Source organism: Synechococcus sp. MU1617, from assembly GCF_020514235.1.
In the GTDB taxonomy this organism is placed as follows: Bacteria; Cyanobacteriota; Cyanobacteriia; order PCC-6307; family Cyanobiaceae; genus Parasynechococcus.
The window spans coordinates 106,178-122,154 of sequence record NZ_VTLB01000005.1; the positions used below are offsets into that span (position 1 = coordinate 106,178).

18 protein-coding genes and 1 tRNA gene are annotated in these 15,977 nt (G+C 62.1%); 4 read left to right on the top strand and 15 right to left on the bottom strand.

Going from position 1 to position 15,977, the window contains the following annotated elements; genetic code table 11:
* Positions 1 to 29: 29 nt before the first annotated feature.
* The 6 genes from gshA to FZZ90_RS10795 form a co-directional block, all read right to left on the bottom strand.
* Positions 30 to 1,172, bottom strand: coding sequence for a glutamate--cysteine ligase (gene gshA, locus FZZ90_RS10770; RefSeq protein ID WP_226425800.1), 1,143 nt, complete (start codon positions 1,170 to 1,172; stop codon positions 30 to 32).
* Positions 1,169 to 2,686: an anthranilate synthase component I family protein gene (locus tag FZZ90_RS10775; protein ID WP_226425801.1), complete on the bottom strand. Its 1,518-nt coding sequence runs from the start codon at positions 2,684 to 2,686 to the stop codon at positions 1,169 to 1,171. Before FZZ90_RS10775 ends, gshA begins: the two co-directional genes overlap by 4 nt.
* A gap of 60 nt (positions 2,687 to 2,746) precedes the next feature.
* A complete protein-coding gene (locus FZZ90_RS10780) occupies positions 2,747 to 3,178 on the bottom strand; it encodes a photosystem I reaction center subunit II PsaD (RefSeq protein ID WP_011363412.1) in 432 nt (143 codons plus the stop codon).
* A 102-nt stretch (positions 3,179 to 3,280) separates the two neighbouring features.
* Positions 3,281 to 4,630 carry a sensor histidine kinase KdpD gene (locus FZZ90_RS10785; protein WP_226425802.1) on the bottom strand — a complete coding sequence of 450 codons (1,350 nt, stop codon included), beginning with the start codon at positions 4,628 to 4,630 and terminating at the stop codon, positions 3,281 to 3,283.
* Positions 4,627 to 5,865, bottom strand: a complete 1,239-nt coding sequence (rodA, locus tag FZZ90_RS10790) for a rod shape-determining protein RodA (RefSeq protein ID WP_226425803.1) — start codon at positions 5,863 to 5,865, stop codon at positions 4,627 to 4,629. Before rodA ends, FZZ90_RS10785 begins: the two co-directional genes overlap by 4 nt.
* A 2-nt stretch (positions 5,866 to 5,867) precedes the next feature.
* Positions 5,868 to 6,944 (bottom strand): Mrp/NBP35 family ATP-binding protein, encoded by a 1,077-nt coding sequence (locus tag FZZ90_RS10795; RefSeq protein ID WP_226425804.1) that lies wholly within the window; start codon positions 6,942 to 6,944, stop codon positions 5,868 to 5,870.
* Between the two features lie 115 nt (positions 6,945 to 7,059).
* Between FZZ90_RS10795 and hemF the strand changes: the two genes are divergently transcribed.
* Positions 7,060 to 8,148, top strand: coding sequence for an oxygen-dependent coproporphyrinogen oxidase (gene hemF, locus FZZ90_RS10800; RefSeq protein WP_226425805.1), 1,089 nt, complete (start codon positions 7,060 to 7,062; stop codon positions 8,146 to 8,148).
* Here the strand turns inward: hemF and FZZ90_RS10805 are convergent.
* The 3 genes from FZZ90_RS10805 to FZZ90_RS10815 are packed head-to-tail and all read right to left on the bottom strand — an operon-like array spanning position 8,145 to position 9,982.
* Positions 8,145 to 8,990 carry an N-acetylmuramoyl-L-alanine amidase gene (locus tag FZZ90_RS10805; protein WP_226425806.1) on the bottom strand — a complete coding sequence of 282 codons (846 nt, stop codon included), beginning with the start codon at positions 8,988 to 8,990 and terminating at the stop codon, positions 8,145 to 8,147. The two genes, hemF and FZZ90_RS10805, sit on opposite strands and share 4 nt — an antisense overlap.
* Before the next feature lie 3 nt (positions 8,991 to 8,993).
* Positions 8,994 to 9,548: a cofactor assembly of complex C subunit B gene (locus FZZ90_RS10810; protein WP_226425807.1), complete on the bottom strand. Its 555-nt coding sequence runs from the start codon at positions 9,546 to 9,548 to the stop codon at positions 8,994 to 8,996.
* A gap of 50 nt (positions 9,549 to 9,598) precedes the next feature.
* Positions 9,599 to 9,982 (bottom strand): helix-turn-helix transcriptional regulator, encoded by a 384-nt coding sequence (locus FZZ90_RS10815; protein ID WP_226425808.1) that lies wholly within the window; start codon positions 9,980 to 9,982, stop codon positions 9,599 to 9,601.
* Positions 9,983 to 10,097: 115 nt separating this feature from the next.
* Here FZZ90_RS10815 and FZZ90_RS10820 point away from each other — a divergent pair, with 115 nt between their 5' ends.
* The gene (locus FZZ90_RS10820) at positions 10,098 to 10,742 is read left to right on the top strand and encodes a ribonuclease D (RefSeq protein WP_226425864.1); all 645 of its coding nucleotides are present in this window, start codon (positions 10,098 to 10,100) and stop codon (positions 10,740 to 10,742) included.
* Positions 10,743 to 10,751: 9 nt separating this feature from the next.
* Here FZZ90_RS10820 and FZZ90_RS10825 read toward each other — a convergent pair whose 3' ends face one another.
* Positions 10,752 to 11,009 (bottom strand): hypothetical protein, encoded by a 258-nt coding sequence (locus FZZ90_RS10825; protein ID WP_226414311.1) that lies wholly within the window; start codon positions 11,007 to 11,009, stop codon positions 10,752 to 10,754.
* A gap of 19 nt (positions 11,010 to 11,028) precedes the next feature.
* On the bottom strand, positions 11,029 to 12,249 hold the full coding sequence (locus tag FZZ90_RS10830; protein WP_226425865.1) for a lipid-A-disaccharide synthase-related protein: 1,221 nt from the start codon (positions 12,247 to 12,249) through the stop codon (positions 11,029 to 11,031).
* A gap of 54 nt (positions 12,250 to 12,303) precedes the next feature.
* Between FZZ90_RS10830 and FZZ90_RS10835 the strand changes: the two genes are divergently transcribed.
* Positions 12,304 to 12,374 (top strand) — tRNA-Cys (locus FZZ90_RS10835).
* 11 nt (positions 12,375 to 12,385) lie between these two features.
* Here the strand turns inward: FZZ90_RS10835 and FZZ90_RS10840 are convergent.
* Positions 12,386 to 12,844: a hypothetical protein gene (locus FZZ90_RS10840; protein ID WP_226425809.1), complete on the bottom strand. Its 459-nt coding sequence runs from the start codon at positions 12,842 to 12,844 to the stop codon at positions 12,386 to 12,388.
* 14 nt (positions 12,845 to 12,858) lie between these two features.
* The gene (locus FZZ90_RS10845) at positions 12,859 to 13,062 is read right to left on the bottom strand and encodes a hypothetical protein (protein WP_226425873.1); all 204 of its coding nucleotides are present in this window, start codon (positions 13,060 to 13,062) and stop codon (positions 12,859 to 12,861) included.
* On the opposite strand from FZZ90_RS10845, the gene FZZ90_RS10850 reads away from it, so the two are divergent.
* Positions 13,046 to 14,032 (top strand): aldo/keto reductase, encoded by a 987-nt coding sequence (locus FZZ90_RS10850; protein ID WP_226425810.1) that lies wholly within the window; start codon positions 13,046 to 13,048, stop codon positions 14,030 to 14,032. The genes FZZ90_RS10845 and FZZ90_RS10850 overlap by 17 nt on opposite strands.
* A gap of 9 nt (positions 14,033 to 14,041) precedes the next feature.
* Here the strand turns inward: FZZ90_RS10850 and FZZ90_RS10855 are convergent, their stop codons facing one another.
* Complete coding sequence (locus tag FZZ90_RS10855; RefSeq protein ID WP_226425811.1) at positions 14,042 to 14,674, bottom strand: histidine phosphotransferase; 633 nt, start codon at positions 14,672 to 14,674, stop codon at positions 14,042 to 14,044.
* Between the two features lie 118 nt (positions 14,675 to 14,792).
* A complete protein-coding gene (gene purM, locus FZZ90_RS10860) occupies positions 14,793 to 15,830 on the bottom strand; it encodes a phosphoribosylformylglycinamidine cyclo-ligase (protein ID WP_226425812.1) in 1,038 nt (345 codons plus the stop codon).
* Positions 15,831 to 15,977 lie beyond the last annotated feature (147 nt).

The following is a 15,977-nucleotide window of genomic DNA, read 5'->3' on the forward strand; positions in this document are numbered from 1 at the left end:
GTCTCCACGCTGCGACGAACTCGACATGATCATCCCAAACAGGCTTCCCCGGTGGAGATCCCTTCCTCCTTCTCCATCCGCTGGATACCTTTTTGAAGCAGGTCTTCGATGGATTGGCCTTGGCTATGCGCCGTTTCCCAGCGCATGGCCTGATTCCCATCGGCGAGCAGGCCATGCAAAGGCTTCAAGCAGGCGCTGAGCTGGAGTGATTCGGCCAGGGGAGCCATCTGATCAATCAGCTCCAGCAGCCAGTCCCTGCAACTGATGGCACGACCATCCTGCCAATGCCGGAGTTCAGCGTTCAGGCTGGATCGGGCGACGGCGGCGTCATTGCTGTCGGCCAGTTGAACCAGTTCGTCGGCGGATAGGGAGCTGCTGCAGAGGGGATCGAGGCTTTCGATGTTGTTTTTGAGGGCCAGCAGCCTCAGCTCCAGCAGACAGGTGATCGCTAGCAGCTCATGGGGATTGGTGACCAGATCACAGATCCGTAACTCCAACCGGTTGAGGTCGTAGGGGCGCCGTGGACCATTGGGCCGAACGGATGTCCACAGGTGACGTTCGTTGCGCATGGCACCCGTGGCCAGTTGCTCCTCCACCCACTGGATGTAGTGCTCGTGATCCCTAAAGAGAGGAACCGCAGGCGGCGTTATGGGGAATTGGTGCCATCGCTGGGAGTGGTTGTTGGTGCTGCGCCCATCCAAGAAGGGAGAACTGGCACTGAGGGCGAGCAGCAGAGCCGCTTCGCAGCGCACGAGCCGGACCGCTGCAAACAACCAGTCGAGATCTGTGATCCCGAGGTTGATGTGAATGCTGGCTGTCACGACTCTGGTGCCGTACAGCTGTTCAATCAGAGCGTGGTAGGCGTTGTCGGGGTCAGATCGTTCGAATCGGCTGCTGTTACCCAGGCTCATGGTGCTGCCGGGGAGAAGCGTCAGCTCCCTTTCCTGTAGCCACCGCCGCAGCGTCCGCCGGGGAGCAAGCAACGCCTCGGGCAGTTCGGCGTAATCCCGGATCGGGTCGGTGACGTATTCGAGATTGCGACAGTCCGGTTCTGTCACGAAGCCAGGCAGTTCCCTGGCCACGTCGGTGGCGACGCCCACATTGGCTCCGTTGGTTTGACCGGTAAACAGTTCCACCTCGAAGCCTTTCAGAAGAAGGGGGTGCGCTGTCATTCCGGTGGATTCAGGCACGCCAGTGCGGTCAGCATTCCCCGGGCCTTGTTCAGGGTTTCCTCAAACTCTGCCGTCGGCTGTGAATCGGCAACAACGCCGGCACCGGCCTGCACTTTGACCTGGCATCCTCCGCCATCGCGGGGTTGTACCACCATGGTGCGGATCGTGATCGCCGTGTTGAGGGCCCCGGCCAGATCAACGGATCCGTAGACCCCGGAATAGGGGCCACGCGCATCGGGCTCAAGATCGTGGATGAGTTGCATCGCACGGATTTTCGGTGCGCCGCTGACGGTGCCGGCGGGAAAAGCCGCCATCAGCAGATCCCACACATCGTGCGTCGGGCCCAGGCGTCCTTCGACTTGGCTGACGATGTGCATCACGTGGGAGTAGCGCTCGATCACCATCAGGTCTTGCACCGCCACGCTTCCGGGCTGGCAAACCCTGCCGAGGTCATTGCGGCCCAGATCAACCAGCATCACGTGCTCTGCCCGTTCCTTGGGATCGGCCAGCAGGTCAGCTTCCAGCTCGCGGTCCTCCAGGGGCGTGGCGCCGCGGGGCCGAGTTCCGGCGATGGGCCGCAGGCTGGCGTGGATGCCATCAGCAGCCGGTTCGGCTTGAACCATCACCTCTGGACTGGAGCCAATCAGTTGCCAGTCCCCAAAGTCGAAGAACGCCATGTAAGGGGATGGATTCACCATCCGCAGACTTCGGTAAAGCTCCAGGGGTGATTGAGGTACCTCGGTTTCCAGGCGCTGACTGATCACCAGTTGGAACACATCGCCTGCTGCAATGTGTTCCTTGGCGGTGTCGACGGCGGCTTCGAATTCATCGCGGCTGCGGTTGGAGCGCACTGCGGGAAGCTCTTTGCTGCTTGCGTCCCAGGTCAGTGGTTTGACGGCGGGCAGAGGTGCGTCCATCCGCTGGCGCAGGGCTTCGATCCGTCCGATAGCGGTTTGCCAGGCCTGCTCCTCATCCGCCCCGTTGGAGAGGTCGCCGAAGGCGACGGCGGTGATCTGTCGTTTCACCTGATCAAAAATCAGGATCGCGTCCATCAACATCCAGATCCCATCCGGGGGATCGGCAGCAGCTCGAGGGTGAACAGCGACGGTGGGTTCGATCCACTGGATCAGTTCGTAGCCCCAAACGCCATAGAGCTGTCCAAGCGGAGGGAGGCCCGGCAGGTTGACGCAGGAGTAAGGCGTGAGGCAGTCGCGCAGGGATTCGAATGGATTGCCGTTCAACGTCTCTTCACGACCGTCGCGCCAGGTGCGCGTCAGACGATCCTTCCGGGCCGACGCCGTCCAGAGAGGATCACAGGCGATCACACTCCATCGCCCCAGGGTTTCACCACCCTCGACAGACTCCAGCAGCACGCCTGGAGGTCTTCCATCGCCCACCTTGATCCAGGTGGTGAGGGGTGTTTCAAGATCGGCGGGCCAACTCTGAGCCAGAGGAATCAGGTTGGCACCACTGCAAACAGCCTGATGAAAGGCGTCGCGATCGGGACTGAACATGACCTGATCATCGCAGCCCAGACCCGGTGATCATGACCTCCGGGTCTTGATTTTGAGGAATCAGGCGTCGAAGGTGTTGCGGCCGCTGAACTTGATATTGGCGGGGTTGACGTTTTGGCCAATGCGACGGGGGTTGTGGCCCACCATGGGACGACCTTCGTTCACCTTCTCGGAGAACACACCATCCTTGGGATGCAGGAACTCGGTGTCACCACCGGGGTAGATCCGGTAGATCTTGTAGTCCTCGATCCGGGGCTTGAACTTCGTGCGCAGCTGGGTGCCGAGGGCGAGGCACTGTTCCTTGCGAGCGAAATACATCAGGTTTTCACCTGAATTCATCAGAGCGGCGCCACCGGTGGGGAGCTCAAAAGCCTGTTCTGTCTTGCTGGTCCAGGTGATCGCGTATTTCTCTTCGGTCTCCGCAGAGTTCAGAAGGCCGCCCGTGCTGGCGATGTGCTGAGGAAGTTGACCGTTCAACGCCGTTGCTGCCATGGCTGAAAGAATCCACAAGAGCCGTTATGGCTGGAAAGTAGCACCGTCATTGGGGCCTGTTTTGACCTCCGAAAGCAAGCTTCACACCCGTCAACAAACCAATCACTCTCCGGGGGTGTGCACCGGGAAGAAAACGGTGATGTCGCGGTCTCGCCTGGGCTGATAGCGCCCCCCCAGGCTGGCCATCATCTGGCGGGTCGCATCCTGGCTTAGTTGCAGGCTTCCGGTGCTCGGATCCCAGCTCAGGACGGTCCCCACGTCTTCGCGCTGGGGAGCCGGGCCGGCCTCCGCGGTTTGGCTCCTGTCGGGATGCTCCACATGCAGCTGAAGCTTCACCCGCGGACCCGCTGCCTGGAGGTGAAGGGTGAGCTGACTGCCGGAGGGGAGCCCCCTAGTGCTGCGGTCGATCAGACCCCCGAGCATCGGTTCCAGTCGCCGGGAGTCACTGAGGATTGCCGGCAGGTCAACGGTGAGATCCAGCTCCAGGGCGATCCCGCGACGATCCAGCTGCTCCGTCCAGCTGGGCGCAAGGGCGCTCAGCATGGCCTGCAAATCCGTGCGGGCCAGATTGGCTTCATTGGGTTCCCGTTGCAGTTCAGCGGCATGGAAGATCAGGCCAAATCGGTCGATCTGCTCGCTGCATTCCACATCGATCTGCCGCAAGCGATTCACAACGACATCAGCCAGATCCTTTCGCCGCAGCAGAGAGCGGATCAGTGTTCTGATCGTTGCTAGAGGTGTTCGCACCTCATGGGTGATCGCTTCCAGCAAATTCAGATCGCCATGGCTGGGAGTTTCCGGTGGGCGCTCAGCCTGGATGGGTTGCAGCATCAGCCCGGGGGCTGTGGCGGTGAGCCGCTCGGTGAGACGTGGCCAGAACTGTTCTGACCAGGCTCCATTGCTCTGCAGGGAGCCGATCGATTCGAGCGCTTTGCGCAGCTGCTCGGCCTGCGCTGGTGACTGGTGCTCCAACCGCCGCCCCAGGAGAACCAGAATGTCACTGAGCGTTGCCGGGTCGCAACGCATCAGCAGCTGACGCTTCTGGGCTTGTCCATGCAGGGCAAGGGCCACCTGGACCTCGGGCGTGATCACCAGCAGCAGGGGGTCATCCCCGTCGTCGGAGCGCAGGGACAAGCGTTGGAATCCCCGCAGGGGGCCGTGCTCATCGCTGCTGGACCGTCCCGGCAGTGCCGTTGGATGCGGACTCAGTTGATCCAGTTGATCTGGAGCCCACACCCATCCCTGCAGATGTTTGAGCAACTCCGGTTCATAGAGAGCCGGCAGGGGGGCAGCCAGCCAGATTCCGCCTTCAATGCCCTGCTCGAGCAGGTTCTGTTGCAGGGTTTCCAGAGCAGCCCACCAAAGCCGCCGGACACCAATCTCATCGCAGCGGCCCTGGGGCACGTCCTGCGCAAGTCGTTGCCGCAGGTCGGTGAAGGATGGCCCGGTCAACGGAGTTGCGCCAAGGAGCGACGGCTTTGCCGGACCACCGACAGGCAGAGGCCGAGCGCGATGAAGTTCACCACCATGGCTGAGCGTCCATAGCTGAGGAAGGGCAGGGGGATCCCTGTGACGGGGCCCAGGCCGATGGTCATAAAGATGTTGACCACCACCTGGAACATCAGCATCGTGCCGATCCCGATCACCACGAGTGATTCGAAGTCGGTGCGGGCATTGCGCGCGATCTGGAGCAATCGAGCCATCAAGGCTGCAAAGCCAAGAACCACCAGAAGACAGCCAACAAAACCGGTTTCCTCGCCCAGGGCGCTGAAGATGAAATCGGTGTGCTGTTCAGGGATGAAACGAAGTTTGGTCAGTTGTCCTTGAAGAAGACCTGTGCCCAAGACGCCGCCTGAACCAATGCCCACGGTGCTCTGGAGCAGGTGATAGCCCCCGCCCAATGGATCCTGACTGGGGTCGAGGAAAAGCACCAAACGGTCCCGTTGATAGTCCTTTAGACCATGCATCCAGAGCCATGGCGTCACAGCCGCCATGGCGCCGTGGACGGCCAGGGTTGCTGTCGCCGCCAGCCGTTTCCAGGGCAGGGAGCGGTAGGCAAGAACCACCATCAGCGGGATCCAGAGGCCCATGGCCCACGGGAGAAGGCCTGAGAGCAGGGCCGTCACCAGGGGTGATAACAACAGAATTACCCACTCGATTGGCATCCCCGACCAATACAGCATCGTGAGCATCAGGGCGCCGAACACGAGCGATGTGCCGAGATCAGGCTGGATGAACACCAGCAGCCAAGGCACCGCGATTACCCCGAGCGGGCGCATTAGATCAATCGGTCGTTCCACTGGGTGTCGCGACAACACCGCTGCCACGAGCAGGATCGCTGCGATCTTGGCGAATTCCGATGGTTGAACATGAACCCCGCCAATGCTGATCCAGCGTTGGGCGCCCAGCGCTGTAGTTCCAATGACGCGCACCGCCACAAGGCTGATCACTGTTAGGGCGTAGACGGGAACCAAAAGAGGCTGGAGACGCTGCAGCGGCAGCCGTTCCAGTCCCAGCGCCAGCAGCACTCCGAAGGCCGCGGTGATCCAGTGGTGATACCAGTCGGCATAGTCCGCCTGGCGTTGGGTGCTGGCGATCAGCACCCCTGCGATGGTGATCATCCCGAGCGGAACACCCCAGAGCACCCACTCCCGGTGCGATCTGCGGCGGTCACGTCGGCTGAACATCGTCAGACGGGCTGAGTGACGGCCTGGAGCACAGCTTCAGCGAGGCCCTTGAACTCAGCGGCGCTGGCGGAGTCGCTGCGGTTGATCACGATCGGTCGTCCCGTGTCACCGCCTTCCTGCACAGGCATTTCCATGGGGATCTGAGCCAGTAGGGGAACGTCGTAGTCCGCGGCGAGTTGGGCGCCGCCGCCACTGCCGAAGAGGGCATAGCGGCAGTCGGGACGGTCCGGAGGGATGAAGGCGCTCATGTTCTCCACCACGCCGAGGACGGGAATGCCCATCTGCCGGAACATGGCGAGACCCCGTCGGGCATCTTGCAGCGAAACCTGTTGGGGGGTGGTCACGATCACAACACCGGCCATCGGCACTGCTTGGGACAGGGAGAGCTGCGCATCACCGGTGCCGGGCGGCAGATCAACGATGAGAACGTCCCGCTCACCCCATTCGGCCTGATACAGGAACTGCCGAATGATGCCGTTGAGCATCGGGCCGCGCCAGATCACAGGTTGGTGATCGTCGATCAGCAGACCCATCGACACCATGGCGATGCCGCAGGTCTCGATCGGGACGATCCGCTGCTGATCGCCGCTGCCCTGTACCTCCGGCGTTTGGTCTGCGACGCCCAGCATGGTGGGTGCGTTCGGCCCGTAGATATCGGCGTCAAGGAGTCCCACCCGCAGGCCGGACTGGGCGAGGGCGCAGGCCAGATTGACGGCGACGGTGCTCTTGCCGACGCCGCCCTTGCCGCTGCTCACTGCAATCACCTGGCGGACGCCGGGGATCGACTGGCGTTCAGCCGGCTGACCATGGCCGGCTTGGCCAATGCCCCCCTGGCTTGGCGGTTGGCCGATCTCGATCTGCACGTCATCAATGCCATCGAGCGCCATCAGAGCGCCCCGTGCCTCAGCCACGATGCGGTCACGCTGGCTTTGGGCGAAGCCTGGAAGGCTGAGGCGAAACACTGCCCGAGGAGGGGTGATACGAATCTGTTCGATCCAGCCGAGCTCCAGGGCCGTTTTGCCACTGCCGGCATCTTTGACTTGCTGGAGGGCTTGGTTGGCCTGCTCGACCGGGGTCATCCGTTTCATCAAGGCAAGCCGGATCCTAGGGGCGCCGCCCGTGACAGTCCCTGACGGATGCTTGTCCAGGTCTGGGGTGACCTGGTTAGGTTTCGATGTCTCCAGTCTCTGACACATGGTTCGCTCCCTGATTCGCCGCGTCCTCGGACGCCAGGACGTGGGTGTCAGCAAGCCTCCCCTTGAACTGCCCCCCAGCGATTCCAGAGAACGGGCCCGGGCGATGGTGATGGGGCTTCAGGACGAAATCTGTGCGGGCCTTGAAGCGCTTGATGGTGAAGGCCGCTTCGTTGAGGAAAGTTGGGTCAGGCCTGAAGGGGGTGGTGGGCGCTCCCGGGTGATGCGTGAGGGCCGCGTCTTCGAACAAGGCGGCGTGAATTTCTCCGAGGTTCAAGGGGAAGAACTGCCCCCGTCGATCCTCAAGCAGCGTCCGGAAGCGAAGGGACATCCCTGGTTCGCCACGGGAACCTCGATGGTGCTGCATCCGCGCAATCCCTACATCCCGACGGTTCACCTCAACTACCGCTACTTCGAGGCTGGCCCAGTGTGGTGGTTTGGCGGGGGTGCCGACCTGACCCCCTACTACCCCTTCCTCGACGACGCCCGTCACTTCCATCGCACCCATCAGGCGGCCTGTGATTCGGTTCACCCGGATCTGCACAAGGTCTTCAAGCCCTGGTGCGATGAGTACTTCTATTTGAAGCACCGCGATGAAACCCGCGGCGTTGGCGGCATCTTTTACGACTACCAAGATGCCAACGGCACGCTCTACAAGGGCCAGGATCCCTCCGGTCCTGCGGCTCAGGTGTCAGCCCGTTTGGGAGCTCGGCCGTTGAGTTGGGAGCAGCTGTTCTCCTTGGGGCAGGCAAATGGCAGAGCCTTCTTGCCCGCCTATGCCCCCATCGTCGAGAAGCGTCATCCGATGGCCTATGGCGATCGCGAGAGGGACTTTCAGCTCTATCGCCGGGGCCGTTATGTGGAGTTCAACCTGGTTTGGGACCGCGGCACGATCTTTGGCCTGCAGACCAATGGACGGACGGAGTCGATCTTGATGTCTCTGCCCCCGCTGGTGCGTTGGGAGTACGGCTACACCGCAGAGGCTGGATCACGGGAGGCCCTGCTAACTGAACTGTTCACCAAGCCTCAGGATTGGCTCGGTGATGCCTCGCTCGATGAGCGCTGCCGCCCCCATGGCGCGATCAACTAACTGACGCCTTGGACGAGCGCATTCACCACGCGCTCGGCAAGGCAGTTCACCGTGTGCTCCCTTGAGCTCGGATCCCTCAGTTTCGTCTCCAGGGGGGGCTCAAGCATGGCGATTTCAAGAATTCCGATGCCGCGACGCGGACCGCCAAGGCCTCCGCGGAAAAGTCGTGGGTAGCGCCCAAACGCCTGGGCCAGGCTTTCATCGACGACGTTCAGTTCACGCACATTCGCGAGCACAGGAATCAGACCGGAGCCGAAGCCATGGGGCCGATAGGCATCGAAATGGATCTCCAGAACGTATTCACCACGCTCCGAAAACACTTTGGCCTTCGACCAGTTGGTGCTGGGGTCGTTGTCGTTCGCGATGCTGATGGAAGGAGGGGTGTAGGCGCGGATGTTCAAGCCATGGGCTTGGCCTTGGCTCACCACAGCGGCCTGAACCTGGCGGTTCCAGAACAGCTCATCGCGAATGCCCGGTTGCATCGGCGGACGGTTTTGCTGATCCACGGCATATCCCGGGGTTCCGGGACTGACGGTGCCCTGGGAGTCGGCGTGCCCTGCCATAACGACGATCGGCAGGTTGGATTGAACAGGGCTTCGGCCGACCCAGCTCCCGGGTTTCTTGGTGCGTGGGCCTAGCAGGGGGTCTGGCGTGGTGGGCGAGGGACAGGGGTCTGGCTGTTCCGGTGCGGGTTGCTCCGCTGGTTCGTTGCTGGGCTCGGCTGTGCCAAGCCAGTTGTGTTGTTCCGCAGCCTTGGTCATCGCGAGGGTTGCCAGCGACAGGCCTGTGATGGCAAGCCCTGAGGCAAAGCGACGGCGTTGCATCCAGGCCGGCAGACGCATGGTTCAGATCGGGGAGGAGAGCAGGGACCCATCACTGGCGAGTTGCAGGGTCTCAGCCAGTTCCAGTTCGATGGCGATCAGTTCGTCCCGATGGGCCCGTAGACGAATGGCGCTGCCCTCTCCCTCGGGGGCCGGTAGCAATTGCAGTTCCAGGGCTTCTGTGCGAGCGGCTCGTCGCGTGTAGAGGGCGCCTGCCAAAGGGCCCAAGCCGATCAGCAGAAGAGGCCACCAGTGCAGTTGAGGTGCCAGCTGACGCAGGACCAAGCCGAAGCAGGCGGAGCCAATCGCCGCCAGTCCCGACAGCAACACGGCCAGGGGTTGGCTGGAGGCCACTTTCCCCTTGAAGCGGAGCACCTGACGCTCTGCATCGCCGCCATCTCGGCTCCAACCGCGGTCTTCCAGCCAGGTGCTGAGCCCATCGAGCACGGTGATCGGGGGTTGGGGGGATATCACATCCACCACTGTGGTTCGATCTTTGCTGGCTGCACGCAGAAAGAACACCAGACCAATCGCCAGCAGAACAGTCAGCAGGAGGGTGGATTGGAATCCTGCAGGCATGGCATCCCGGTGGTGATAACCCTTTTTAAGCCTTGAGCAGGCTGAATCGCCTAGTTCAAAGCGAACCGGTGGGAGTTCAGCCAGCTGCGCCAGGGCTGCATCAGCCGCTCTGCTTCGCTCCGTGCATCAGATTCAAGGTGGAGCATGCGCCGGGGCCGCCCGCGACTCGGGCAGCGTTGGGTGTAACTGCTGATCGAGCCCTGTTGCTCAAGGAACTCCAGGGCCTGTTGCAGGACGGTTTCAGAAAGCCGCAGTTGTGGCTCCTCCCGGATCAGTTTCTGCAGGAGTGCGGATGGGTAGTTGTCGTCTTTGAGCAAGCACTCGAGGATCCAGCAGACAGCCAGTTCCAGGTCGAGGAATTGCGGCGGCGGCTGATGGAAGTACTGCTCGATGTCTGCCAGACAGGTGCGCGAAGGCTTTCTGCGAGAGAACACAGGGGCGGGACAACTTCTCTAATCAAAAACGATCTAATTTCGAGATTCAAGAGGAGAGTCTTGAGACTTGCTGTGGAGGCGGTTGGCCACACTGGCCCCATCCCTTCCTGAAGTCATGGCTGAGAAGTCGTCATCCCCAGCGGAATTCGCCGTCTTTGATCGCGATCTCGATGCAGCTTGGACGGAGCGCTACCTGCAGTCCCCGCGGCTTGCCGTTGACACCGAAGCGATGGGGCTGATCCATGGCCGTGATCGGCTTTGCCTGGTTCAGATCGCCGACGCCGAGGACCGTGTGGTCTGCGTCCGCATTGGCCTGGGCCAGACCGAGGCACCCAACCTCAAGCGTCTGTTTGAGGCGTCCACGGTTGAGAAGGTGTTTCACTTCGCCCGTTTCGATGTGGCCGCGCTGGCCGCTGGTTTGGGAATTGCAGTGAATCCAGTGTTCTGCACCAAGGTCGGCAGTCGGCTCGGCCGCACATACACCCCCCGCCATGGCCTTAAGGATCTGGTCATGGAATTGGTCGGTGTTGAGCTGGACAAGGGCGCCCAGAGCAGTGACTGGGGCAGGGTTGACGAACTCACGGATGTCCAGCTGGCCTATGCCGCCAACGACGTCCGCTACCTGCTGCCAGCCCGAGAGCGCTTGGAGCATATGTTGCGGCGGGAAGGACGTTGGGATCTGGCGCAGCGCTGCTTTCAATGCGTTCCGGTGGTTGCCGAGTTGGATCGGCTGCGTTTTCACCAGATCTTTGAGCACTGAGCCTGGAGCTCAGTCTTCCAGCATGAAGTTGCCGTCGCCTTCGCTGTTCTCGAGCAATGCGTCCAGCTGACGGGCGTGGACACCGTTGTCCTTGTCGAGGGCGGCCAGCATGGATTCAGCCATCGCTCGCCGTCCTTCAACATCGCGGTGACCTTCACGGGCCGCGGCCTGTTCCACCTGGCGTCGGGCACTGGCAAGACTGATGCTCAGTCGACTGGCCAACTGGGCACAAAGTTTGACGAGGGTGGGGTCCTGAATCGCGGCCATCGCAACCAACCGGGGACCTTCAGTATCCGTTGAAGCGATCCAGGATCAGTCGTGCCAGCTGATCGCTTCCCCCTGCTGGCCCCATCCGCTGCGTACCGATCCTTCCCAGGTGGGAGCGGAGTGCCGCGTCAGCCAGGAGGACTTCGAGCCGTTTGGTGAGCTCGGATTCGTCAGAGCAAGGACGAACCGCTCCCCCCAGCAGGCGGCTCTGACGGCGGGCGAAGCCCGGCTTGAACTGCGGCCCTGGTCCCGGCAGGGACAGAGCCGGAATGCCCAGGCCCACAAGTTGTTCCGTCGCCGTTCCGGCGGTGGCGATGCCGGCTTCGGCCCAGCCGGCCCATCGGTCAAAGCAACCTCGCCCGATCAGCACCAAGCAGGCTCCTTTCACCCAGCAGGCTTCGGCACCCAGTTGATCCGAAGGCGGAAGGCTGCGTCGAAAACCCAGTTGTTCAAGACTGTCGCTCAGGGCCTCTGCATCGGGTTGGGCGCCCACGGCCATGAGCAGTGCCATCGGTACACGTCCGGGCAGCGCCATAGCGCTGCGCACCAACCGCCGCAGGTTGCGCTGGGCCTCCGGCATGCGACTTCCGCAGAGCAAGAGCACGCGGCGGCAGCGTTCCAGGGCCGATGGCAGCGGTTGGATTTGAAGGCCATCCATCATCGGATTGCCCGGCGCCAGAGCGTCCACGCCCTTGCGTTGCAAGCCACGGGCCGTGAGCCGATCACGCATGGCCACCAGTTGACAGCGGCGCGAGCGCATCAAGCGCCATTCCCAGGGATCCCACTCACTGCCTTTGAGCCGGTGGTAACAGTCGCTTTTGGCCCGTCCGGGACCGCTGAGCCACGTGTAGTCGCTTTTGGGAGTGCCGATGAAGCCGAAGGGAGCGCCACTGCTCCAGGCCATCAGCAGTGGCAGCAAATCGCCGACGGCAACGATGGATTGGCGCTCATGCCCCAGGCGGCGCACCAACCGCCATTGGCTCCAGCTCAGGCTGGGGAGCCCAGCCCTGACGTCTGCCAGCAGACCTTTCAGGCTTTGGTTGCTGAAGCCACCGCTGGGCAGGGCCGCTTTCGGCCCCAAGCGTGTCAACCATCCCTGCTGAACTGCTGCATCAAACACCCGGCCGGCGCCCACCAGAGGAAGCACGGTCAGGGGGCATCGCGGTGCGCGCCGATGGACGGCCTGGATGATCCGCAGGGTGATCAGATCTTCCCCATGGCCGTTGCAGAGAAACAGCAGGGAGCAAGGGGCATGGCTGATACGATCCCCTGATGGGGACGGCTGTTCCCGGGCGGCGGCATGGCCAAGTGGTAAGGCAGAGGATTGCAAATCCTTTATCCCCAGTTCGAATCTGGGTGCCGCCTTTGAACCCTCATCACAATTGAGCCTCCGCGCTCATGCCGGCAACGTTTCGTGAGTGACTCTCGCAGCTGATGGTGTTGGCATCAATCCAGCAGCGCCCTTGGGCGGTGCGGGTTGCAGGTAGGCCCGTGGGGAGTCCCCTGGCATCAAAGCGGACCCATGACGTGCTGAGCAGGGTCCCACTCCAGCGGCGTGAATCCAAGCGGCAGCCGGAGTTGTTGCAGCTGAGCGGACTGCCTTGGTCTCCATCAAGGCTGACGAAGCTCAACTGGTAGCTGCCGCCCGTTGCTTGATCGTCTCCGATGAAACGAAGCCGCAGGCCACGGCTTCCGTTTGCGTTGATCTGCAGGCGTTCGCAGGCCAAAGGACGCCCCCCGACGGCGATGCGGCAACGGGCAGGCCTGTACTCCAGACGGCCAAAGGCCTGCGATGGATTGCCCGTCGCCGGAACGGCGAAGAGCAGTGACGCCATCCACAGGTGGATCATTAGTAATCGCTGTCGGCGACGCACATGCCCAGGCAGCGAATGCCGTTGCTGGCGGTTCTGCGGCAGTGGTTGCAGAGGATGCGTTCTTCGTCTGCGGTCGATCCCTCCACGGCCTGATCGGTCGATCTCGCAGGGTCCTGTGTGGGGGATGCGGTCATCACGCAGCGGGATGGGTCGACGGCGATCATGGCTGGAAGCAGCATCGCTCCGTTGAACGGCATCGGTTTCGGCACCTGGGCCTGGGGCAACAAGACGGTTTGGGGATATGACCCCCAGCGGGACGACGCTCGACTTCGCGCCACGTTTCGACAGGCCCTCAGCTCTGGGCTCAACTTGATCGACACCGCGGATTCCTATGGAACGGGGAGCCTGAGTGGACGCAGCGAAGCGCTGCTGGGCGACTTCATGGCCGAGTTGCCAGCCCTGCGCCGATCCCAGTTGACGGTGGCCACGAAGTTGGCCCCATTCCCCTGGCGCTGGGGGCGTCGGGGCTTTGATGCTGCCTTCGAGGCCAGTCGAACGCGGCTCAAGGGGCAGCTGCGGCGCGTGCAATTGCACTGGAGTACGGCGCGTTACGCGCCCTGGCAGGAGACAGGCCTTCTCGATGGTTTGGCTGAGCTTGTCCTGGCTGGCCGTGTGGACGAGTTGGGGCTGTCCAACCTTGGCCCTCAACGCCTGGTGTTGATCCATCGCCGTTTGTTGGAACGCGGCGTTTCCCTGTGCAGCATTCAGGTGCAGTGTTCACTCTTGGCGCCTGCGGATGATCAGCTGCGCGAGTTAATCGCTGTCAGCAGGGATCTTGATGTGGAGGTGTTGGCCTACAGCCCTCTGGCTTTCGGCGTGCTGGGTTGTGCGCCCGGGGCTGAGGAGAGACGTCCTTCTACCTGGTTGAGAGGCCGTTTGTTCCGGCGCCTGCTTCCGGCCAGTCTTGAGTTGCGCAGTGAGATCCAGGCCATCGCGATCGAACACGGGACATCGATGGTTCAAGTTGCTTTGAACTGGTGCAGAGCTCTTGGCACAACGCCGATCCCGGGACTGCGAACTCCAGAGCAGGCCAGGGATGTCGCCGCTGCACTGCAATGGTCGATGTCACCTGAGGAGCGTCAGCGGTTGGATGCGGCCCGGATCCGTTGCAGCGAGCGGATGCCCGCCAATCCCTTTCAGAGTCGCTGAGTGTTGTGCTCAGGCCTCCGAGGCGGATTCAGGGGCTGGGCTCACCACCACCGGGAGGCTGTCCCCGTCATTGCGAATCGGGATGACCTTGTCCTGTGAGGGTTCCAAGCGAGTGGGGGCAGGGGGAGTGTCCTGTTGCTTGGCGCAGGCGGCGAGAGCTTCCTGCAGCAAGGAATCAAAGGTTGCTCCGGGCAGTCGATGCCGGGCGACCTCCAGAAAGGTGCGCGGAAGCGATTCGCCTGCAGCGCTCCTCAGAGCAGGGTTGTTCTGCCGATGCTCCTGTTCGTCCTGAATGGCTCGGATGAACCGGCGTGTGACGTCACGTTTGGTGGACGCCTTGATCAGGGTGTCGCGCTCCTGAGGACCATGACTGAGCTCCTGCTCCATGTCTTGAATCCGCCGTTCGAGGCTTTCCAAAACCTCCTGGGCTTCCTTGCAGATGTGAGCCAGCTGCCCATCCGACAGGTGGGGCATGTCGGCCACGAAGACCTTGCCGTGATCACGGAGCGTGAGAAATGTTGGTCGTGCGCCCTGCCTGTAGCCCTGCTGCCTGTCCTGTCCTGAAGGCAAAGGACGCCGAGGTGGAACAGGACCTGCAGAGGATCGACGGCGCGTAATGCGCTGGGGCTTATCAAAAGGCATTGAAAAAAGATGTATTGACGCCGCTATCGGAAAAAGTTCCGATGTGCATGGTTTCAGCTTATTCGATCCCTTCTGGGCCGGTGGTCCGCTGCAGTAAACCCGTCTGAAACTGACGCAATCAGGCGGGCACACCTTCGAGAACTGCGGTGCTGCCTGGGGTGTTGGAGGTCACGTTGCCAATCACCCAGGCCTGATGGTTCTTGCTTCGGCAGTGCTCGATCACAGCGGCTTCGCTCCCCGCCGGTACCACCAGGCAGAAGCCGATGCCGAGGTTGAACGTGTGCCAAAGGTCCCGTTCGGGAATGTCTCCGGCCTCCTGCAGCCAACGGAAGAGGGTTGGCCTCGTCCAGCTAGAGGCATCGACGCGCGCAGAGCAGCCCTCTGGCAGGCAGCGCGGAAGGTTTTCCGGTAGCCCTCCGCCGGTGATGTGGGCCATGCCATGGAGCTCGCATCCGCTCTGCAGCAGGTGCTGCACCAGGTCGGCATACAGGGTTGTTGGCGCCAGCAAGTCGCCGATCAGGGGGCGCTGGTCGGTGCCATACAGAGTGTTCGCATTTGCGTTGGCCTGTTCCAGCACCTTGCGCACCAAGCTGAAGCCGTTGCTGTGTACGCCGCTGCTGGCCACACCGATCACGCTGTCGCCAGGTTGGATGCGTTGGCCGTCAATGAGATTGTCTTCTTCGACGACGGCCACGCAAAAACCGGCGAGGTCGTAGCGCCCCTGGGGGTAGAACCCTGGCATCTCGGCCGTTTCGCCGCCGAGCAGGGCACAGCCGCTTTGCCTGCAGCCATCGGCGATGCCTTCAACAACCTCGGCCATTGCCGATGGCGCTAAGGCGCCGGTGGCCATGTAATCCAGAAAAAAGAGCGGCGCTGCTCCCGACGTGATCACGTCGTTGACGCACATCGCCACCAGGTCGATGCCCACGCCGTGATGGCTGCCATGCTCCTGGGCCAGCTCCAGTTTGGTCCCGACGCCATCGGTGCCCGACACCAGCAAGGGCTTGCGCAATCCGGCTGGAAGACGCATCAGTCCGCCAAAACCGCCAAGGCCACCGATGACCTCTGGACGGTGGGTGGCTTCCACAGACGCCTTGATGCGCTGCACGAAAGCGCGCCCGGCTTCGACATCAACTCCAGCGCTCTTGTAATCCATGGAACGAATCCGATGCACTGATCCTGCAATGCCGCGGATCTTGTGCTGCTTGGCTTGTCGTCACAGCATCTGATTGGCTGTGCTTATCCGCTGATTGCTAGTGGCTTATGTGCGGGGACTTGCGTTCTTGTGTTGATCTGCCAGTCG